At 57.7% G+C, this 20,621-nt stretch carries 15 protein-coding genes; 9 read left to right on the top strand and 6 right to left on the bottom strand.

Going from position 1 to position 20,621, the window contains the following annotated elements; genetic code table 11:
• Positions 1–158: 158 nt before the first annotated feature.
• Positions 159–1,766: a CotH kinase family protein gene (locus tag WCO56_21880; GenBank protein MEI7732241.1), complete on the top strand. Its 1,608-nt coding sequence runs from the start codon at positions 159–161 to the stop codon at positions 1,764–1,766.
• Between the two features lie 63 nt (positions 1,767–1,829).
• Here the strand turns inward: WCO56_21880 and WCO56_21875 are convergent, their stop codons facing one another.
• Both WCO56_21875 and WCO56_21870 read right to left on the bottom strand, forming a co-directional pair.
• Positions 1,830–2,246, bottom strand: a complete 417-nt coding sequence (locus tag WCO56_21875; GenBank protein MEI7732240.1) for a nucleotidyl transferase AbiEii/AbiGii toxin family protein — start codon at positions 2,244–2,246, stop codon at positions 1,830–1,832.
• The gene (locus WCO56_21870) at positions 2,243–2,848 is read right to left on the bottom strand and encodes a type IV toxin-antitoxin system AbiEi family antitoxin domain-containing protein (protein MEI7732239.1); all 606 of its coding nucleotides are present in this window, start codon (positions 2,846–2,848) and stop codon (positions 2,243–2,245) included. Before WCO56_21870 ends, WCO56_21875 begins: the two co-directional genes overlap by 4 nt.
• A gap of 180 nt (positions 2,849–3,028) precedes the next feature.
• On the opposite strand from WCO56_21870, the gene WCO56_21865 reads away from it, so the two are divergent.
• Positions 3,029–3,922 carry a HEAT repeat domain-containing protein gene (locus WCO56_21865; GenBank protein ID MEI7732238.1) on the top strand — a complete coding sequence of 298 codons (894 nt, stop codon included), beginning with the start codon at positions 3,029–3,031 and terminating at the stop codon, positions 3,920–3,922.
• Positions 3,923–4,211: 289 nt separating this feature from the next.
• Here WCO56_21865 and hrpA read toward each other — a convergent pair whose 3' ends face one another.
• The 3 genes from hrpA to WCO56_21850 form a co-directional block, all read right to left on the bottom strand.
• Positions 4,212–8,369, bottom strand: coding sequence for an ATP-dependent RNA helicase HrpA (gene hrpA, locus WCO56_21860; protein ID MEI7732237.1), 4,158 nt, complete (start codon positions 8,367–8,369; stop codon positions 4,212–4,214).
• A gap of 649 nt (positions 8,370–9,018) precedes the next feature.
• Positions 9,019–9,624 (bottom strand): helix-turn-helix domain-containing protein, encoded by a 606-nt coding sequence (locus WCO56_21855; GenBank protein MEI7732236.1) that lies wholly within the window; start codon positions 9,622–9,624, stop codon positions 9,019–9,021.
• 42 nt (positions 9,625–9,666) lie between these two features.
• Positions 9,667–10,041, bottom strand: coding sequence for a hypothetical protein (locus tag WCO56_21850; GenBank protein MEI7732235.1), 375 nt, complete (start codon positions 10,039–10,041; stop codon positions 9,667–9,669).
• 469 nt (positions 10,042–10,510) lie between these two features.
• Here WCO56_21850 and WCO56_21845 point away from each other — a divergent pair, with 469 nt between their 5' ends.
• The 6 genes from WCO56_21845 (at position 10,511) to WCO56_21820 (ending at position 16,562) form a co-directional block, all read left to right on the top strand.
• On the top strand, positions 10,511–10,861 hold the full coding sequence (locus WCO56_21845) for a hypothetical protein (GenBank protein ID MEI7732234.1): 351 nt from the start codon (positions 10,511–10,513) through the stop codon (positions 10,859–10,861).
• A gap of 312 nt (positions 10,862–11,173) precedes the next feature.
• A complete protein-coding gene (locus tag WCO56_21840; protein ID MEI7732233.1) occupies positions 11,174–13,189 on the top strand; it encodes a PAS domain S-box protein in 2,016 nt (671 codons plus the stop codon).
• Positions 13,186–13,617 (top strand): response regulator, encoded by a 432-nt coding sequence (locus tag WCO56_21835; protein ID MEI7732232.1) that lies wholly within the window; start codon positions 13,186–13,188, stop codon positions 13,615–13,617. The genes WCO56_21840 and WCO56_21835 overlap by 4 nt, the downstream gene beginning before the upstream one ends.
• Positions 13,618–13,764: 147 nt before the next feature.
• Positions 13,765–13,977, top strand: a complete 213-nt coding sequence (locus WCO56_21830; protein ID MEI7732231.1) for a hypothetical protein — start codon at positions 13,765–13,767, stop codon at positions 13,975–13,977.
• Positions 13,978–14,011: 34 nt separating this feature from the next.
• The gene (locus tag WCO56_21825) at positions 14,012–14,518 is read left to right on the top strand and encodes a tetratricopeptide repeat protein (protein MEI7732230.1); all 507 of its coding nucleotides are present in this window, start codon (positions 14,012–14,014) and stop codon (positions 14,516–14,518) included.
• Between the two features lie 31 nt (positions 14,519–14,549).
• A complete protein-coding gene (locus WCO56_21820) occupies positions 14,550–16,562 on the top strand; it encodes a prolyl oligopeptidase family serine peptidase (GenBank protein ID MEI7732229.1) in 2,013 nt (670 codons plus the stop codon).
• 18 nt (positions 16,563–16,580) lie between these two features.
• Here WCO56_21820 and WCO56_21815 read toward each other — a convergent pair whose 3' ends face one another.
• Positions 16,581–16,925: a response regulator gene (locus tag WCO56_21815; GenBank protein ID MEI7732228.1), complete on the bottom strand. Its 345-nt coding sequence runs from the start codon at positions 16,923–16,925 to the stop codon at positions 16,581–16,583.
• 147 nt (positions 16,926–17,072) lie between these two features.
• Here WCO56_21815 and WCO56_21810 point away from each other — a divergent pair, with 147 nt between their 5' ends.
• Positions 17,073–20,324, top strand: coding sequence for a PAS domain S-box protein (locus WCO56_21810; protein ID MEI7732227.1), 3,252 nt, complete (start codon positions 17,073–17,075; stop codon positions 20,322–20,324).
• Positions 20,325–20,621 lie beyond the last annotated feature (297 nt).

The following is a 20,621-nucleotide window of genomic DNA, read 5'->3' as shown; positions in this document are numbered from 1 at the left end:
CACCCGCCAATCCCCAATGGTATCAAATTATTCGGCGCAGATGCGGTGTTCTGAACCTGGAAGCTGGCATAGCACGCGATCCAGGTTCTTTTGAATAGAGGGTTAACTGGTCGCGTCGATGATGAAGGTGCGACGGTGCCAATCCGTCAAACCAAGTCATGTTTTCATTTCGCAAACCGGTCTTTTTTGTGCTGCCAGTGTTTTTCGCCGCCCTGGCGGATTGGGCTGTTGCGTCGCCGGCCAACGAGCACAGCACGGGTGCCAAGTCGCGGAAAGACTCGTCTAGCGCCAACTTCTTTGCCGTCCCTTTGGTCCGCAAGTTTAAGATTGAAATCACCGGAGTTGCCTGGGAAGCATTGAAGCGCGATGTCCGCGCGCACACCCATGCCACGGTGACGGTTGATGGCCGGGTGTTTAATGACGTTGGAGTCCACTTGAAGGGGCATGGAAGTTTTAAACCGCTCAACGAGAAACCGAGTTTCACCATCAAATTTGACCAGTTCACGCCTGATCAAGAGTACAGCGGGTTTAACACGCTGTGGCTGAACAGTTCATCACAGGACGAGACATTCTTCAACGAGCTGATCTGCCGGGGCATCTACCGGGACGCCGGACTGCCGACGCCGCGAGTCACCCACGCCCGGGTGCAGCTCAACGAGCGTGACCTGGGACTTTATGTGCTGATGGAACCGCTCAACAAGCGGTTCCTGCGCCAATACTTCAAGGATACCAGCGGCAACCTTTATAAGCCGTACGTGCAGGATATTGACCAACCGCTACCCCTGGAAAGCGGCCAGGACGCCAGCCGGGCCGATCTCAAGCAACTGGTGGCGGCAGCGCGCGAACCGGATCTCACCCTGCGCTGGCAGCGGTTAAACAAGGTGCTGGATGTCGAGGGTTTTCTGAATTTCACCGGAGTGGAAATGATCACCGCCCACTGGGATGGCTATGTCATGAACCGGAACAACTACTTTCTTTACCACGATCCGGAAACCGACTGGTTCCGCATTTTTACGCATGATCTGGATGGCGGTTTGGGCAACGGCGGCGGCGGACTAACGCCGCCGCAAAGTTCTATTCTGACCAAGGCGCTTTTAGAAATCCCCGAGGCGCGCTGGCGCTATCGCCAGCGTCTGCCGCAACTTTGTTCCAACAGCTTCAACGTGGAGGTGCTCACCAACCGCGTGCAGGAAGCCTTGGCCCGGCTGCGTGCCGATGCCCGAACACCGGAGGAGACTCGCCAATTTCAAGGCTACGCTAATAATGTGCGCGCGCGAATCCTCGAGCGCGGCCGAAACCTCAGCCAGCAACTGGCCCAGGAACCGCAGCAACTGCTGGCCGACCCACGCACACCTGCCGCCAGCCCCGCCTTCTGGAAAAGCCGCAAAGAATCCGGCCAGCCGCTGATGGACCGAGTGCAGGACAACGGCCGCCCCGCGCTGCATCTCGCCAGCGACAATGGCGGTGGGAGTAGCGCCGCCTGGTTAGCACGGGTGTATCTGCCGCCGGGGCAATATGCGTTTCAAGCACGGGTGCGCACCGCCCGGGTGACGGCACTGGCCAACGACTCGGCCAGTGGCGTGATCTTGCGCGCGGCGGGTCTTAAATCAGCCAACCCGCTCAAAGGAGATGTGCCAGCGTCACCCCTGGAATTACCATTCGAAGTCACGAATGGCGATGCGACGGTGGAACTAGGGTGCGAACTGCGCGCTGGAAGCGGCGAAGCTTGGTTTGACCTCGCTTCGCTCAAAGTGGTACGGCGATAACAAAAACCCCGCCAATTGGCCCTCCGCAAGCTCGTATTGATAGAATTGGGTTTCGAACACTGTTCATGCTCTCACTTGTTGCCTTGCAGTAGCCCCGCCGTAGGGCGGGCCGTCAAGGTCGGCGGTGGCTGCGCCAATTTGGTAGGTGAAGTGGTCGTGCAAATCCAATTCGGCTGCGGTTTGAAGCTGGCGCTGAATGACCGCAGGGGACCAAGTAGTTTTGGCATCAGGATTGGGCCGGACGCCCAAGTCAATGTCACGGGTGGTGCGGGCCATGGGCAGGCGCAGTTCCATGGCGTAGCCGCCCTTGAGAACCCACGGAGAGTTTTCTATGTGGAAAAGCCGGGCAAGCAGGCGGTCGAAGGCTACCTGGCGTCGCAGGCGCTGCAAATCCTGGCGTTCTTTGCGTTGCAGTTGCAGCAGGCGATCTTCCAGGGCTCGACGGAAGGCAATGGGTGTGGCGTATTGCTTCGGGTTCATGGTGTGCGCAGCAGGTCGGCCAAATCGGGGGGTAGGCTGGGAAGATCTCTGGCTCGTTCAAGTTCCGCCAAGGTGATGAGACCGCGCCGGGTACCCTCTTCGACGGCCTGACGAATAATGTCGAAGGAGACAGTTTGGGCGGCAGAAAGATCGAGAATGGTTCGGAGAGCGCGGGTAACCGCAAAGCCGCGAAGTTTGACGATGTCCTGGGCGACGAGCCTAGCCCGGTGCAACTGCAACATAGGAGGTATGGGGCTGCTCCTGCGGAAGCCGGGTGTCACGGTGAGGTGCAATTTCGCCGGCATGATATCCGAGAGGTCAAAAACGCTGAGGGCGGTTTGGTGGGAATAAACGCCCTGTGGCTTTTGCACCCGGTTGTGAGCCCAGAGATACCATCCCATCATTTCACCATCTTCAGGGAAAGGGAAATGGGCCAGGCGGTAGACCCCCCGGCAATGGCGCAGCCAATGGCCGGCGCGAACGTGATAGGGATGGGTATTGTCGGAATACCCGGCCTTAATCGCCTGCTGGGTCGTAAAGAAACCTTGCTGGGCTTCGGCTAGCTCGACCAGTCCGGCATAACTGCGGTTTATAGACGGCATGCGTGTATCCTCAATATATTTGAGGATGTGTGCAATGAGAAAAAACGAAAAAGTAGCCGACGGCTAGCCCGTAGCAATGCAGCACCACCATACAGGACATGAGAACCCACCTCGTCAGCTACGTTTGCGGTGGCGCTTTTTTGATGGTCAACGGGGCGATTCCGAGGCAGAATGCCGCGCATGAAAACCACGACGAAAGTATGGCTGGGCGCAAGCGCACTGCTCGCCCTCGTCCTGGCGTTGATCGGCTACAGAATCAAGACCGCCGAGCCCAGTTATCAGGGGAAGAGCTTGAGTGAGTGGGTGAACATGACTGAACTTCTCGGTGAAGGAGACCCAAGACCAAAGTTACGCTCGCCAACCAATGAGATCGGTAATGCCTTGCGGGCGATGTGCCCCAATGCCATACCGTTTTTGATCGCATGGATGGATCCAGTACCCACCAAGGCTCACAAATGGTTATGGGCATTCGAGAGAACGCAAAAACTTATTAAATTAAAGCCTGGTCTAGAACCAACCAAAAGAAGTCACTACGTATGCATTGCCTTTGAAGCACTGGGGCAAGTCGCTGAACCAGCAATTCCCCAACTCACGACTCTAATGTTTGATACGAATGCCTCCGGCTGCTATGCCGAAGCGTTGGCGGGATTAGGGCCTAAATCCAAACCGATTATGTTACAGGCATTGTGCCACACAAACGGCATCATTCGGGAGCGAGCAGCTAGTGCAATTGCGAGGTATGAGGAAGAACCCGTTTTTGCCATGCCATTCTTGATTTCATTACTGCAGGATAAAGATGCAAGGGTGCGATCGGCTTCAGTGGCGGCGCTTTGGCATATAAAAAGCCAACCGAAAATCATCGTACCTGCATTGATAGGCGCCTTGTCTGATCCGGATCGGCTAGTATATATGGATGCGGTATGGGTTCTTGGCGAAATGGGAACCAATGCCATAACTGCATTGCCTGCAATGCAGCAACTCTTGACACAAACATACCTTTCGGAATATGAAAAAAAACGATTAGAATTCGAAATCAGACGAGTAACTCGTCTCCATCCGCGTCCGCGCCCCTGAATCCCGTGTGGCGCATATTTTGCCGCAGCTATCGCCGGGAGAAATGGAATGGTGGGCGGGCCGATTCAAGAATTGACGCAACCCGTACCGGGTAGTTGGGTTTTCGATGGCGTGTTACCCAGGTAGTTTGCGTACCCCTTTCCCCCACGCAAACAACCTGGGCCTCCCGTGACATTATCCTTTCAGGATATAACCCTGATCAGCACGGCAATTTCACAACGGATTGTGTCACCGGAGACCATGGTTGGCGCGGCAAAGAGACAAGGGGGCCGAGCATGTTAAGGCTTGCCTACAGCTTGGCGGCTTCGAGGGCGGCTTCGATTTTCTTGGGGGAGACGGGTTCGGCGGTGCCGAGTTCCTGGGCGAAGAGGGAGACGGTGTATTCTTCCAGCAGCCAGCGGCAGGCTTCCAGCTTTTCCGATACTCTGGTTGCCGGACGCCAGCCGAGTTTTTCCAGGGTGTCGAGGTAGGGCTGGAGGCGGCGCAGTTTTTCCTGGTCTTTGGCGGTGTTGACGGCGGCGCGTTCGGCGCGGACGAGCAGGGCCTTGAGGTAGCGCGGCAGATGCGGCAGGCGCTCAAAGGGGAGGTAGCGCAGGAATTGCGGCGGCAGCAGGCGGTGCAGGTCGGCGAGGAGTTGCGGGTACGGTTTGCGGCAGGCGAGGAGGGTTTGCCGGAGTTTCAGGATTTCGCCGGTGAGGTCGGAGAGTTTCACGGCTAGGCCGGGGATGCCGGCGCGGCTCTCCGCCAGCAAGGCGGCAAAGGCGGCGGCGGTACGGGGCCAGGCGGGGCGCGGTCCCAGCAGGTGTTGCTTGAGGTTGTCCAGAGCCGAGGCTTCAAGGTCCTCAAGGGTGCCCAGACCGGACGGGGCGGCGGTGGCAAGGGTGGCGGGCGTCTTGGCGAATTGGATTTTGATGGCCGCGCCCCACTCGCCCGGTTTGGCGGCGGGGGGCAGGGCGCGCGCGGGGAGGGTGTAGAGTTCGCGCCATTGGTGCAGGCTGCGCAAATCTTTTTGCAGCCAGGCGAGTTCGCGTTGGAGCAGGCGTTCGAGGAGGCGCGGCACGGCGGCGGCGTGGGCCTGGGCGGCTTCGGCGGGTTTGCGGAATAGGCGCAGGCTGATTTCCTGATCTTCCCATTGCAAGGCGGGATAGGCGTGCAGGGGATAGCCGCCGATTTCGGCCACGAGGATTTGTTCGGGCAGATCGCCAAAGCTCCAATCCGTAAGATGGTAGCGCTCCCATTGTTGGGCGGCCAGTTGCCAGGCCCGGCTCTCGGTGGTGGTGTCGTGCTGTTCGAGTTGCTGGCGCAACGCCGCGAGGTCGCGCCCTTGGGCGACGGGTTTGCGGTCCGCATCCACGACTTCAAACCGAGGCCGCAAATGCGCCGGGAGCAGCGTGGCGTTCCATTCGGTCAACGGCACTTGCACGCCGTAGTGTTGCGCGATGAATTCCGCGAGGGCCGGCAGGAAAGCGTTGCCGGCGGGGATCACGGCGCGGGCCATTTCGCGGGCCTTCTCCGGCAATGGCATCAGCGGGCGACGAAGGGCTTTGGGCAGCGCCTGGAGCAGATGCAGGATTTGCGGTTCGCGCAGGCCGGGCACCGCCCAATCCAGCGCGGCGGGGTCCATGACCTGGGCCAGCGTGAACGGCACCCGCACGGTGACGCCATCGTGCTCCGCGCCGGGCGCGTAGGCGTACCGCACTTCCACGGGATGCGACCCCACGGGCACCGTGTCCGGGAAGGCGTTGGCGTTGAAGGCAGCGGCATGGGGGCCGAGCAGCTCGGCGGCGTCCAGGCATAGGCAATGCGCCGGGTCCGGCTGCGCGTGGAGGAAGCGGTTCAGTTCGGGAATGGAAGACAGGTTCTTCAGGCGGCGGGCGTAATGCTCATAGAGCGACTGATCGAGGTCCGTAACGATCCGGCTGGGCAGACGGGTCTGCCAGAGTTCGATCTTGTGGCACAACTGCTGGTTATGCGCGAGGAAGCGGTAGAGCGCGGGTAGCCGGGAAAGGTCGCGCTCCGTCTCGGTGTCCGCTTCGGCGGCGGCAAGCAATTGCTGCTGGGAATGCTGGCCGCGGACGGGAGCCAGCGGCTTTCGCGGGCGCGTGAAGTGATCCGCCAAGGCCTCCTCAACCAGCGCGGTGCGCAGAAAAATTTCGGTGGCTTCCGCCGGATTGACGTTGCCGTACGGCACCATGCGGTCCTGCACCACCAGGCCGTTGAGGGTGATTTTCTCGCGCGCCAGCACCCGGCCCTCGGGCGCGGCCCAGTGCGGTTCGCTATACCCGCGCCGGTATAAGTGCGGCGCGAGTTCCACAATCCAGAGCGGATCAATTTCCGCCACGGTGCGCGCGAACAGGCGCGAGGTCTCCACGATCTCCCCGGCAACCAGCCATTGGGGTTGCGGATTGGCGGGCGCAGGTTTGGCCTTGGCCTCCTTGGGCGCGGGCGTGTGGCGCTTCTCCGCCGTGCGCGCAAACAGCCCCGAACCGGGAAAGAGCATGACCTCGCGGTTGCCGCCCAATTGGTATTGGTTGCGCTCCTTGCGCGTGCTGACGTGGCTCCACAAGCCGGTGAGGATGGCGCGGTGAATGGCCTCGAACGTGGCTGGCTGGGAATGCGGCACGTTTTCCCCGAGGTCCTCCATGGCGTCCCGCAATTGCGCATGGATGTCGCGCCACTCGCGCATGCGGGAATAGGAAAGGAAATGCGCCTTGCAAAACTTGCGCACCTGATTCTGCGTGCGCAGCGACTCCAATTGATCGTGAAACGCATCCCAAATATTAAGCAGCGTGAGAAAGTCCGACTTGGGATGATTAAAGCGGCGATGCGCCTGGTCCGCCTCGGTCTGGCGTTCCAAGGGGCGTTCGCGCGGGTCCTGAATACTGAGCCCGGCAGCGATGACGAGCACCTCGGGTGTCGCCCCTTCACGCTGGGCTTGAAGCAACATGCGGCCAATCGTGGGGTCAACCGGCAGGCGCGCCAGCTTGTGGCCCAACTCGGTCATCTCGCGCTGGTCGTCCAAAGCGCCGAGTTCATGAAGCAGTTGGTAGCCGCCCAGGATGGCCGGCGGCGTGGGCGGGTTGAGGAATGGAAACGTTTCAATATCCCCCAGCTTGAACGCTTTCAACCGCAGGATGACTTCCGCGAGGTTCGCCCGCTGGATTTCCGGCTGGGTGTACGGCTCGCGCGCCGCGAAATCCTCCTCGGAATACAACCGCACGCAGATGCCGCCGGAGACGCGTCCGCAACGGCCTTTGCGCTGATTCGCGCTGCTCTGGGAAACCGGCTCGATTGGCAGGCGCTTGGTGCGCGTACGCGGATTATACCGGCTGATCCGCGCCAACCCGGTATCCACCACGTAACGGATGCCGGGCACGGTGAGGGACGTCTCGGCAATATTCGTGGCAATGACAATCTTGCGCCGGGGCGACGGCGCGAAGATGCGCTGCTGTTCCGTCGGCGACAACCGCCCGAATAACGGGATCAGATCGGTATCGCCCAGCCCGCGCGACTGCAGGGCGTCGCGCGTTTCCAGGATGTCCCGTTCGCCCGGCATGAAGACCAGCACATCGCCGTGATTGGACTCGATGAAGATGTTTTCGACGGCACTGACGGCAGCATCCACATAGGTGAAATCCCCTTGCTCCTCAGACGCCACGTCAAACGGGGCATAAACCAGGTCCACCGGGTAAAGGCGTCCGGAGACTTCAATGATGGGCGCATCGTTGAATGCACGAGAGAACGACTGAGTGTCAATCGTTGCCGAAGTGATGATCAACTTTAGGTCATCGCGCTTGGCCAGCAGTTGCTTGAGGCAACCGAGCAGGAAATCAATATTCAGCGAGCGCTCATGCGCTTCATCCAGGATGATGACCTCGTATTCCGTGAGCAAGGGGTCCCCCTGCGTCTCGGCCAGCAGGATACCATCCGTCATGAACTTAATATACGTCTGCGGACTGGTCTGGTCGGAGAACCGGATTTTGCAGCCCACCTCGCGGCCATAATCCATGTTGAGTTCCTCCGCCAGTCGGCGCGACACGGAGAGTGCCGCCACCCGGCGAGGTTGAGTACAGCCGATGCGCGCCCGGATGCCCAACCCGGCCTCCAGGCACATCTTGGGAATCTGGGTGGTCTTGCCGGAACCGGTTTCGCCCGCGATCACGAGCACCTGATTGGCCCGGATGGCAGCCACAATATCCTCGCGCCGGGCGGTGATGGGCAGCAGCGGCGGATACTCGATGGGGGGCAGCCGTTCCTGGCGATCCCGTCGAAGTTGGACGGACGCCTTGGCTTCCTCAAACCATTGTGCCAATGCCAGCGGCACCTTCTGTTCCGGAGGACGCTCCCGCAACCAGGCGGCCAAACGCCATCCCAGCCGCAACTGATCCTTCAAAAGGCAGTGCGGCAACAGGCGGTTTAACTCATGAAGTTGTGCGGTATCGCTCATGCCAGTGGCGGACCAAGGATACCGCGCAACGCGTCAAACACCAGTGCAATGGTGCAAGTATAAAACCGAAGGCCGAAGATCGAAATCCGAAAGAAATCCGAACCTGGAAAACGCGGTCCGCAAATTGACGCGAACGAGCGCACATGGGGACACATTTCGAGGCATAAAAATGGCAGGTGAAAAATCGTGTCGAAGAAGATAGAAGTTCGGAGTCAGGAGTTGGAATTTTAAAAGATGGTCCAGCGCCGGAATTTGAGTTTTCATAATATTATGTCGTTCTAATTTTCAGTCAGGCGGGTCGCGACACACGGTGTCTGTCGGACCGCAAACGCGCGGCCCGTTATAACCGATCTTGGGGGGGCAAACTTTGAGAACGGTCTGGATGAGGGAGATCCAGGCACGCAAACATTGGTCAAAGCCTTGAGTCATGAAGTCTGGCGTCAGTGCCGTTCGTCTTATTGCCAAGGCAGCCAAGTTTTCACGCTTGGGCCCGATAGCATTGTTGAAATCAACGGGGAAGGCTGATGCACTACCAGTTCCCTCCAGGATTTAGTTTTGAGTGATCGTCTGCATGGTCCAAATGGCAGCGACAGCTTTATGAACTGCCGCATAACGCCAAGCACACTAGCCCGCCCGCCCGTCGCCTCGTTTATGCTGCCACTAGACCGGTCTCTGACTTCGGTTTCACAAGTGCACACCTGGTAGGGCTCTGCTTTATTATCTCGATCCGCACCCCCGTGTCCCTGCTGCTGCTCGGGAGCTTTTCGCTGCATTCCGATAAAATTGTCAGGATATTAAAAAATGCTTCCCCGAAGAATCCCTGGATTTCTTTTTCCAGTTCGTCATTCCGGTTCGCGATCTGCGCAAGTTTCTCCAACCGCTGCCGGATCGCCAGTGCGTGGCACTTGACCGCTTCCACGTGGCTCAGCGGCTTGCCAAACATCAGCCCGATTCGCTGGTCCGTTACCCGCGAATACTCCTTGATTTCCCGGAGCGTAACATCCAGGTCAGAGCCGCTTTCCAGTTTTGAGATGGCGCTTTGGGTTACGCCAAGCGCCTTGGCCATTTCCTCTTGAGTTATTCCCGCTGCCTGCCTGAGCTTTGCCAGTTGGAGCACAATATGCGTTTCTTCTTCCAGTGCTTTCACCTTGTCCTGGACTTCTTTAGCCACACCCTCTCCGCGCATCAGTTCAGCCACCGAGGCATATTTCCGTCCGGTCGCCTTGGTGCCTTGTCGTTCTAATTCCGTGTTCATAAGTTACTTAAATTTTACAGCAGTTTTTCGATCGTACAGGAATTATTCCTCTGTACCTTGACTGTTACTCACGTCCCGCAATCCGTGGACAAACCTTTTACAATATTCCACATCGTCATGTTGGGCGCTTTTATCCCCAATCGCGATCAAATAGACAGTTTTCGTTTCGTCAGCCGCGTACGTGTACAATCTTGTTTCTTGTAAATTTCCGCCGCCGCCCTTCTGGTCAATTGCCAATACGCCGCTTTGTTCCGTGTGTAAATACCCTGCCTGGACAGACTTAGAGTTCTTTGAGACGTTCAAAAGCGCCACATATCTCCCCAAATTCCTTATCACGGCCGCAAGTTCATTCGGTCGTTTTTTTGCATAATGCTTTTGGTCTTTTTCCCAACCAGTCGTTGGCTCAATTTGCCACATACACAGGCAAAGAATATTCCTGTTTGGAATATTGTCAATCCCCTGTTTTATTATTCTCAGCGACCATCCCACGCTCCCATGGCCGGACTTTCACCCTTTTGACTTGAGCCCAATCCCGGATTTGCTTTGAGGGTTGTGTCTGCGCTGTTTCTTCCTTGCTATCCCATCCGTCCCATTCCTTTTTACGGTCACTGATCACTGTTCACTGTTCACTGGTCTTTGCCGTCCCTACCGTCTTCCGTCATTCAACTATCAACTATCAGCTCTCAGCCACCTTGCTTTATCGCCGCGTGCCATTTCGTATTTCTCCCCCCTGTTCGTTTTTTCCCTCCGGGAGAGAATCGCTTTATCCATTCCAGTGTTACGCTCTCGGGTGTGGGTTATAACGGAGCGCGCGTTTGCGATCCGCCAGACACCGTGTGTCACGACCCGCATGACAAAAATCTGAAATGTGAAATCTGAAATCTTTATGTGGCCTCACAAATTCATCTCTCGTATCATCCGCCCCAAGATCATCAAACCGGTTATCATTCGCGCCATCATCCGCGTTACCCCGAAACGGCTCGGGCCGCGCACCAAGCCATCCCTCATCACCCAATACTTTCGCACGGCTCAACGGTTCATGAACCTGGATCGGATGCTGTTTTCCAATAGCTTCGCCTTCTGCCAGAACTCGTTGCGCCAACTTCTGGCCACTTTCCCGCAACCAAACTGCACCACCCCCCTGCAAACTGGACCAGCGACGGCGGACTCTCAATCCTCGCAACAGTCTGTTTTACACCGACTTATAAAAATGACCTCTGTCGATGCCACGTCCTGAAAATTTCATTTTTGGTACAGAAACGGTCCAGTTTTGGTCCAGTTTTTCCCCCAACCCCACCGTGGCCGACGGCGTCAGTCGGCGCAAGGGTTCAAGTTAGAGTCTGCCTTACGTCGTCTCCTACGGGGTTGTTGGCCGCCTTCCACCAATGCGGCGAGATTCCTTGCGATTCCGCGTTGCAGGAACCGAGAAATGCTGGTACCTTGGTTGGCAGAGTAATCGCGGTATTGAATGCAATAGCACCAAATCAAGCGAATGCCCAAAGCACACGTCAAACCAGCCCGAGTCTCTGGCACAAAGGGAGATAACGAAATGCCCCAACGCTCCGGTGCGCATCCCGACGGGACGAATGGCAATGGCGCCAATCCAGAATTACTCCAACAGTGGGCGGCCATTATCAAGTATTCGGATGACGCCATCATGGCCGTCAATCTGGAGGGGCTCATCACCAGTTGGAATCCCGGAGCGGAGCGTCTTTTTGGTTATCGCGTGGCGGAGGCGGTAGGGATGCCGCTGGAGCGGTTATGCCTGCCCGGCAATAAACCAGAGTTAACCGATATTTTGCGACGCGCCAATGCGGGCGAGCATGTCGTCAACCGTGAGTTGGAACAGGTCCGTCAGGACGGCAGCCGACTGGAGGTGGCACTGACTGTTTCGCCACTGCAACGTTTGGTGGGCGGAACGGCGGCCGGTTTCTCGATCATTGCCCGGGATATTACACTGCAAAAACGGGCTGAGGAGAAAGTGCGGGCCTCGGAGGCGTTTTACCATTCCCTGGTGGAATATTTGCCGCAAAACATTTTTCGCAAAGACATCAACAGCCAGTTCACGTTTGCCAACCAGCGCTTTTGCCAGACGCTGGGCAAAACCCTCAAGGAAATCGTGGGCAAGAACGATTATGATTTTTTCCCCGCCGACCTCGCCGCCAAATACCAGGCGGATGACCGGCAGGTGATTGAAAGCGGGCAGTTGCTGGAAACCGTGGAGGTAAACCAACCACCGGACGGCCGGAAATTGTATGTGCAGGTGTGCAAAATGCCGGTCTATGGCGCCTTGAAACGAATCATTGGCGTGCAGTGCATTTTCTGGGATATCACCAACAGCCGGGAGGCGGAAATTGCGCTGCGCCACAGCGAGGAACGTTACCGCGAACTGCTCGGCTCAGTGACCGATTACATCTACACGGTCGAGATCCGCGCCGGACGGCCAGTGACCACCCACCATGGGCCGGGCTGTTTGAATGTGACGGGTTATGCGCCCGAGGACTACGAAAAGGACCCATTTCTGTGGTACCGCATGATCCATCAGGAAGACCGGGAAGCGGTACTCCGGCAGTCCGAGAATATCCTGCGTGGCGAGGCGCTGCCGCTGGAGCATCGCATCCTGCATCGGGATGGCTCGGTGCGCTGGGTGCGCAACACCCCGGTGCCGCGTTATGATGAGCAAAGGCGCCTGGTGGCGTATGACGGGTTGATCGCGGACATTACGGCGCGCAAAGTGGCCGAGGAACATTTGCGACAGGCGTTGGTGGATTTGAATAAATCCCACGAAGAATTGAAGCTGGCGCAGAATTTATTGATGCACGCCGAAAAAATGGAGACCGTGGGCCGCTTGGCGGCCGGGGTGGCGCATGAAGTAAAAAATCCCCTGGCCATCCTGTTGTCCGGCATGGAATTTTTACGCACATCCACCGCCGCTCAGGAAGAGTCCACCCATCAGGTGCTCGAAGACATGGGCAGTGCGCTGAAGCGGGCGGATTCGGTGATTCACGGTTTGCTGGATTTTGCTGCCGCCCAGGAATTGGGGGTAAAATCGGAGAGTTTGAACAACCTGATTGATTCCACGCTGGCGTTGTTGCGTCATGATTTGTCACGCGGAAGAGTGGAGGTAAGCAAGGAATTGATGACGGAACTACCTTTGTTACAGTTGGACCGCAACAAGATTGAACAGGTGTTCTTGAATTTGTTCATCAATTCACTGCATGCCATGGCGAACGGCGGTACCCTGCATGTGCTCACAAGAGTGCGGCCGTTGCAGGCGGAGGAAGTGGTCTGGGACGCTGGATCACGGGTGGCGGAGCGATTCCGTCCGGGTGATCGGGTCGTGGAAGTGCTGGTGGAAGATACCGGCACGGGCATTGCCCCGGACAAGCTGTCCAAGATTTTTGAACCGTTTTTTACCACCAAACCCACGGGCCAGGGAACGGGCTTGGGCCTGGCGGTTACCCGGAAGATTCTTGAACTCCATGGCGCTACAATTAGACTGACCAACCGAAATGAAGGGGGCGTTTGCGCCACCCTCTGGTTTAGAAATGAGTGTGTATTATGACGACTGAAAAAAAACGAATCCTGGTGGTGGACGATGAAACCACCTTTACTCGCATGGTCCGGCTCAACCTGGAAAAGGCCGGGCCATACGAGGTGCGCGAGGAAAATCGCGGACGCCGGGCGGCGGCAACTGCCCGGGAGTTCAAACCCCACTTGATCCTACTGGACGTCATCATGCCGGATGTGGATGGCGGAGAAGTGGCCGCATTGATTCAAGCGGACCCCAACCTGAAGAATATTCCGGTGGTTTTCCTGACCGCCACGGTCTCGAAACGCGAGGTCGGCGAGGCGGGCACCCAACGCGGCGGATTGTTTTTCCTGGCCAAACCGGTCACGCTCGATCAACTGGTGGATTGCATTGAGAAACATCTGAAAAAGACCGAGCCGGAGGCAGCGGATAAAACCCCACCCGTTTCCGCCGAAATTTGATTGCCGGGGTGCTCGTCCGGGAGCGAATTACGGGTGCATGGCACGAAAATACCCTGAAAATCAGGCCTGGAATAGTGTTTTTTTATTTGGAAAATATTTTTAAGGTAGGACCGTATTTGTCCTACCCCCCAGGGTACGCTGGGGGGAATGAAAAACATATTAAGTGAGCTTAAAGAACGAAAACAACAAGCCATCGTGGCCATGTTCGGCAACGCCAAACTGCTGGCGCTCGGCGATGGCACCGTCGAATTATGCGGCGGTTCGGCAACGGAACAATCGGAGGCAAAGGAATGGCTGTCGCTATTCATGCACGAGGCCGTATTGAGAACTGCCGGGCGACGGCCCGCGCGCGGAGTCTAGTCCATCGCTGCCTCTGCATCGAGGCAACAAGGCAATGAAAGGCTTGCCTTGGCCCCACCGTTTTACCGTTTCTGCCGCCTTGGGATGGGTGGAGTTGGGCAATCTGCAGGAAGCGGCTGCGGAGTTGGAACGTCTCCCCGCCGACTTATTGGAAGAGCCAACGGTATTGGATATTCGTTGGGAGATTCACGCGCTGCAAAAGGATTGGCTGGCGGCCTTGCGGGTTGCCCGGGCCATGATGATAAAGTGCCCGGATCGGGTGGGTAGCTGGTTGAATCAAGCCTATGCGTTGCGGCGGGTGCCCGGTGGCGGATTGACGCAGGCATGGAACGCCTTGCTGCCTGCCGCCCGGCAATTTCCCGGCTCGGAAATGGTGTCCTTCAATCTGGCCTGCTATGCCGCCCAGATGGACCGCTTGCCGGAAGCGTGGGATTTTTTGCAGCAAGCCATGCGAGCGGGGGCCAATGGGGAACAAATCCGGCGGATGGCTTTGGCGGACGAAGACCTGCAACCACTTTGGGAACGCTTGCGAGGTAAATAAACGCAGCGCCCTGAACCAATGTTCGAGGATTATGAAAATTGCGACGTTAACTCTTTTGGGACTGCTGCCAGGAATGACACTCACCGCCGCTGCTCCCACACCCGTCAAACCCATCCCGAAACCGGTCCCGAAAATTTCGTCCGCCACAAACGCGGCCGCAACCAGGAAGTTACCCGCACCGGGGATTGAGATTCCCACCGAAGTGCGGCAGTCCCTGGAGCAGACGCTGCGTTCGCTGGAGACCGCCGCCAAACCCATGGAGCGGGCACCGTTGTATGCCGACGTGGCAGTGCTGCTTAAGGCCGTGCGTTACGCGCTGCTCCATGGCGAGTTCTATGCGCCCAAAGACGTGGATAAGGCGAAGGAATTGCTGCAACTTGCCCAAAGCCGCCTCACCGAGCTGAAAGCGAACCAGCCTTCCTGGACTAAACAAACCGGCACGCTGGCGCGCGGTTTCATTTCCAGCCTGGACGGCTCGCCACAGCCGATCGGCCTGGAGATTCCACCCGACCTGGATTGGTCGAAACCGGTTCCGCTGGCCGTCTGGTTGCACGGCCGGGGTGACAAAGCGACGGATATGCACTTTATCGCTGATCGCCTGCACAAGAGTGGGGCGTTTCAACCTGGCGGGTGCATCATCCTGCACCCATTTGGCCGGCAATGCCTGGGCTTCCAGTTGGCGGGTGAAACGGATATATTGGAAGCCATCGAGGCGGTGAAGCGCCGCTATCGGATTGATGAAAAACGAATTCTGTTGGCGGGTTTCTCCATGGGCGGCGCCGGGGCGTGGCATGCTGGCGCGCATTACGCCGACCAATGGTGCGCGCTGCACGCCGGGGCGGGTTTCGTGGATGTGCGGCGATTCCTAAAACTGACCCCTACCAATCTGCCACCGGAGTACGTGCAAACCCTCTGGGGACAGTACGATGTGCCAGATTATGTGCGCAACCTGTTCAATATTCCCGTGCTGGCCTACAGCGGTGAAGTGGACGGGCAAAAGCTCGCCGGGGATATCATGGCCGCGGCCTATCAAGCCGAGGGGCAGACCCTCAAACACTTGATTGGTCCCGGCATGGGCCACAAATACCACCCCGAGGTGCAAAAGGAAATTCTCACCTGGGCACACGAGCGTCTGCAACAAGGACAGCCGAAATATCTCCCGTCGGTTCATTGGCAAGGCCGGACGTTAAAATACCCAAACATGTTCTGGCTGACCGTCAACGGGTTGCAAACGCATTGGGAGGACAGCCGCGTGGATGCCACTTGGGATGGCAGCAAGCTGAACGTGACCGCAAAAAATATCAGCCGCCTGGCCATCAACGCGACCGCGCTGCAAGCAACCCTCCCAGCGAGTCTCACTGTGAATATTCAGGGACAAAATCTCAATGTCCTGCCACCCATACTGGTGAAGAAAAATGGCCAATGGTGGTTGGAGCTGGAATTCAAAGATGGCCGTTGGGTAGCCGGAGCCCAACCCGCACCAGGCACACTGCGAAAAATTCCCGATCTGCAAGGGCCCATTGACGATGCGTTCATGAGTCCGTTTGTGGTGGTTGCGCCGGACAAACGCTCCGTGTCCGCCGTGCGCGAAGCGTTTTACCAGCGCGAACTAGCCTACACCATTCGCCGTTGGCGGGAGATATTCCGGGGCGATTTGCCGGTCAAAAAGGTCTCTGAATTGACCGCCGAAGACCTCAATACGAAAAATCTGATCCTCTTTGGCGATCCCGAGAGCAATAGCAAAATGGCCGAACTGCTGCCTCAAACACCCTTGGGGTGGAAACCCGGCGAAGTGAAGATCGGTTCAAAAGCCTGGACGGGTGAGAGCATGGTGCTGGTCGCGATCTATCCGAACCCCCGGCAACCCAACCGCTACATGGTGCTCAACAGCGGTCCCACCATCCGTGAAAAATCGGACCCAAACAATTCGCTGCAAACCCCGCAACTGCCGGATTGGGCGGTCCTTGACGTTCGCACCCCGCCCACCGACAGCACGCCAGCCGCAATTCAAGATACCGGGTTCTTTAACGAGACCTGGCGGTAAACGCCGTATTCCCAATCCCTACCCCAGGAGTTTGCGGATTTCCGCGAGCATGGATTGGAGCGGCTGGGTTTTGGCCATGAACGCGTTGGCACCGTTTTCTTTGGCACGGCGGATGGTGGCCTCATCGGTTTTAATACCGGTGAAAATGACGATGGGCAGGGCCGGAAACTTCAGTTTGATGGGTGCCAGTAATTCAATGCCGTTGGCGTCGCCCAAGTCCACATCCAGCACCAGCAGGTCCGGGGTTTGGGTGGTGATAAACGCCAAGGCTTCCCGCCCGGTGGCCACGGTGCTCACGGTATAGCCGGCCCGGCGAAAGAACATCGCCAGCAACTCGCGGGTTGGGGCCTCGTCGTCCGCAATTATAATATGTTAGCCATGGTAGCTTGAGGAAATTTAGATTGCGAATGCGGTTCCCCGTGAGTACATTTTCCGGCAGCCCTGTGGTGAACCAACTATTCAGCCGATTGCGAGGGCAGGCTTTGCCGTGCAGTAAGGTGAGGGGCGAAGATGAAGTTACCGTTGTTATCATTTGACTTGAAGACGTGGAAAGCAAGCCTTGTCGGGCAAGCGGCATGGTTGGCTGGCGGGTTGGTCAGCGCGGTCGGCTGGCTGGTACTGGCGGGTTGGTTCTTCAATGTTCCCGCGCTCAAGAGTGTCCTGCCGACGTTCGTCTCCATGAAAGCAAACACCGCGCTGTGCTTTGCGCTGCTTGGCCTGGCGCTGGTATGCTTGCGCCCGCCGGTGTCACCCCGCCGAAAGTCCGTGGGGCAACTGCTTGCGCTGATGGTGATGCTGATCGGCGGGGTAACCGCGTGCGAGTATGCGCTGGGCTGGAATCTGGGGTTGGATGAGTGCCTGTTCCGGGATGATCCAAATCCGGTGGTGACCGTGTTTCCCGGGCGCATGGCACTGTCCTCGGCGCTGTGTTTTATTTTGCTCAGTCTGGCGTTGTTACGGCTGGACTGGGAGCCGAGGCGCGGCTTCCGGCCCGCCGAGGTAACGGCCCTGGTGGTTGGTGGCAGCGGATTGATTTCCGTCATGGAGTACGGTCTGGGTTTCCCGGTTCTTTTCGCCTTCAGCCACTACACCTGTATGGCGGTGCACACGGCCGCTGGGTTCATGGTGTTGGCAGCGGGGATATTGTTGGCGTGCCCCGCGCAAGGTTGGGTGGGGGCGGTGCGGGCGGGTTGGATCACCCACCGGCAGGTGTGGGCCTACGGATTTTTGGTGCTGATCGGCCTGGTTTTGCTGGCGGCAGGCGGTTGGTTTTATCACTCTCAGGAAGAGCAATTGGAAGGCAACGCCGAACGGGAGTTGGACGCCGTTGCCAACCTGAAAGTCCGCGAGATTGTCAACTGGCGACGGGAGCGGCTGGCGGACGCGCGCTTGGTGCGCGGCACACCGTATGCCGCCCGGCGCGCACTGGATGTCTTGGCGCAGCCCGAAACGCGGACCACCCGAATCATGTTCACGGGCTGGCTTGATTCGTTGATGGACGGCGGGCCTTACGAGCGAGCGGTGCTGCTGGATGCGGAACGGAAGGTGCGTTTGGTTCATCCGGGAAATGCCTCGCACGAATTATGCCAAGGGGTTTACCGGGACGCCGAAATGGCGCTTCGCACCCGTGAAATCGTGGTAACCGACCTGCATCGGACGGAGCACAGCAACAGGATTCACTTGAGTTTCCTGGTGCCGTTGGTAGTGCGCCGCGAGGGCGCCGCGGACAATGTCCCTGCCGCCGGACTGCCCCCCGCGCCGGCGGATCGGAGCACGGCGGTGCTCGTGTTGGAAGTCAATATCCGGGATAACTTGTTTCCTTTGCTGCAATCCTGGCCCACGGCCAGTCGCACCGCCGAGACGTTGCTGGTCCGGCGGGACGGGGATTCGGTGCTCTTCCTGAACGAACTGAGGCATCGGACTAATATGGCGCTCGCGCTGCGCATTCCTTTGACGCACACGAACGTGCCGGCAGTGATGGCGGTGCTGGGTAAGCAGGGGGTGGTGGTGGGGCGGGATTATCGCGGGGTTGAGGTGCTATCGGTCTTGAAGACCATTCCAAATTCGCCGTGGTTCATGGTGACCAAGATGGACACGGCGGAAGCGTTTGCCGCCTGGAACTTTCGATCCGTGATGATCCAGGTGACGGTGTTGGGATTCATCCTCATGCTCAGTGTGACGGCATTGTTACTGTGGCAACGTGGCGAGAAGGCTCATTATCGCGCGCTGTACCAGGCGGAACGGCAGCAGCAGGTGCTAAAGGCGCGCTTTGAACTCCTGATCAAACACGCCAATGATATTATTGTGCTAACCGACGGGGAGGGGCGCATCCTGGAGGTCAATGACCGGGCGGTGGAATCGTATGGGCATACGCGTGAGGCCCTGATTGACCAGCCGGTGCGCACGCTGGTGGCAACCGAACAACATGAAGACTATGCGGCGCGCATGCAAACGGTGATGCGCGAGGGCCATTTCCGCGGGGAAACCGTCCATCAGCGCAAGGATGGCAGCCGGTTTCCGGTGGAGGTCAGCATCCGCCACTTTGAAGTTGACGGGACAACATTTGTGCAATGCATCACCCGCGATATTACCGAGCATAAACAAGCCGAAGTGGCCTTGCGCACGAGCGAGGAACGGTTGAATTTTGCCTTGAAAATGAGCCATATTGGCGCATGGGAACTTAATCTGGTGGATCACACCGCCTATCGCACGCTGATCCATGACCACATTTTCGGCTATGCAACGCTGTTGCCGCGCTGGACCTACGAGATGTTTGTCGAACACGTTTTACCCGAGGATCGCCCGGAGGTGGAGCGGCGTTTTCACAAGGCCATAGCAGAGCTGACCGACTGGCATTTTGAGTGCCGCATTCGCCGTGTAGATGGCGAGGTGCGGTGGATTTGGGCAGTCGGAGGTCATGAGCTGAATAAGGAAGGTAGCCCCACACGAATGTCAGGTATCGTTCAGGACATCACTGAGCGCAAGCAGTTGGAGCAGGACCGCCTCGCGATGGAAACGCAACTGCGCCAACAGCAGAAGCTCGAATCTATTGGCACGCTGGCCGCTGGGGTGGCACACGAAATCAATAATCCCATCAACGGGGTGATGAATTACGCCCAGTTAATTCTGGATAAAGCCGAACCGGGCAGTCGCAGCGCGGAATTTGCCGCCGAGATCATCCATGAGAGCGAGCGCGTGGCCAACATTGTCCGCAGCCTGCTGCAATTTTCCCGCCAGGAAAAACAAGAATACAGCCCTCGCCACATCCCAGACCTCATCGAGCAAACCTTGACCCTCGTCCGCACGGTGATTCGGCACGATCAGATTGACTTGCGCGTGGAAGTGCCGCCGGACCTGCCGGCGATCAAATGCCGCAGCCAGCAAATCCAGCAGGTGTTGTTGAACCTGCTGACCAACGCCCGGGACGCCTCGAACGCAAAATATCCAAAGTACGATGCGGATAAGATCATCATCCTCAGCGCCCAATTAATTGCGGAAGGCGGAGTGCGGAAGGCGGAATTGGCCAGTCCAAATTCCGAAATCTGCATTCGAATCACGGTGGAAGATCATGGCACGGGCATTCCCGTGGAAATTCAGGGCCGGATTTTTGATCCGTTTTTTACGACGAAGTCGCGAAGCGAAGGCACCGGCCTGGGGCTCGCCATCAGCCACGGCATCGTGAAAGAGCACCAGGGCAAGCTATGGCTCGAGAGTGAACTGGGGAAGGGGACTAAATTTCATGTGGATTTGCCAGTTAATTGATTGCGGAATTCGGAATGCGGATTGCGGAATGTCAAACTGCAGTGTTTGGTCTTTTCTGTGTGCATCTGTGTTTATCTGTGGTTCAAAACCAGACCTGAAAACCTTCACCACAGATGGACGCAGATAAACACAGATAAAACCAATTCATTTCGGAAGGCTGGAGACCGGCTGAAGCCGGAACTTCGAGCGGGGGAATAAGGCGCGGTTTGAAGTTGTATTTATACTGAAAATAAGTAGAGTAAAGATTCTGCTGAAAAACCCTTGGTCATTTTTTGAGGCCCTTGGCTGGGCTGGGAG

The sequence above is a fragment of the Verrucomicrobiota bacterium genome, from assembly GCA_037139415.1.
Classification (GTDB): Bacteria; Verrucomicrobiota; Verrucomicrobiia; order Limisphaerales; family Fontisphaeraceae; genus JBAXGN01.
This window is presented reverse-complemented; position numbering and strand designations above follow the sequence as displayed.

Bases quoted from the DNA above. Each gene is read 5' to 3' on its own strand.
- WCO56_21880 (MEI7732241.1), top strand. From the start codon at position 159: ATGTTTTCATTTCGCAAACCGGTCTTTTTTGTGCTGCCAGTGTTTTTC.
- WCO56_21875 (MEI7732240.1), bottom strand. From the start codon at position 2,246: ATGAACCCGAAGCAATACGCCACACCCATTGCCTTCCGTCGAGCCCTG.
- WCO56_21870 (MEI7732239.1), bottom strand. From the start codon at position 2,848: ATGCCGTCTATAAACCGCAGTTATGCCGGACTGGTCGAGCTAGCCGAA.
- WCO56_21865 (MEI7732238.1), top strand. From the start codon at position 3,029: ATGAAAACCACGACGAAAGTATGGCTGGGCGCAAGCGCACTGCTCGCC.
- hrpA (MEI7732237.1), bottom strand. From the start codon at position 8,369: ATGAGCGATACCGCACAACTTCATGAGTTAAACCGCCTGTTGCCGCAC.
- WCO56_21855 (MEI7732236.1), bottom strand. From the start codon at position 9,624: ATGAACACGGAATTAGAACGACAAGGCACCAAGGCGACCGGACGGAAA.
- WCO56_21850 (MEI7732235.1), bottom strand. From the start codon at position 10,041: ATGTGGCAAATTGAGCCAACGACTGGTTGGGAAAAAGACCAAAAGCAT.
- WCO56_21845 (MEI7732234.1), top strand. From the start codon at position 10,511: ATGTGGCCTCACAAATTCATCTCTCGTATCATCCGCCCCAAGATCATC.
- WCO56_21840 (MEI7732233.1), top strand. From the start codon at position 11,174: ATGCCCCAACGCTCCGGTGCGCATCCCGACGGGACGAATGGCAATGGC.
- WCO56_21835 (MEI7732232.1), top strand. From the start codon at position 13,186: ATGACGACTGAAAAAAAACGAATCCTGGTGGTGGACGATGAAACCACC.
- WCO56_21830 (MEI7732231.1), top strand. From the start codon at position 13,765: ATGAAAAACATATTAAGTGAGCTTAAAGAACGAAAACAACAAGCCATC.
- WCO56_21825 (MEI7732230.1), top strand. From the start codon at position 14,012: ATGAAAGGCTTGCCTTGGCCCCACCGTTTTACCGTTTCTGCCGCCTTG.
- WCO56_21820 (MEI7732229.1), top strand. From the start codon at position 14,550: ATGAAAATTGCGACGTTAACTCTTTTGGGACTGCTGCCAGGAATGACA.
- WCO56_21810 (MEI7732227.1), top strand. From the start codon at position 17,073: ATGAAGTTACCGTTGTTATCATTTGACTTGAAGACGTGGAAAGCAAGC.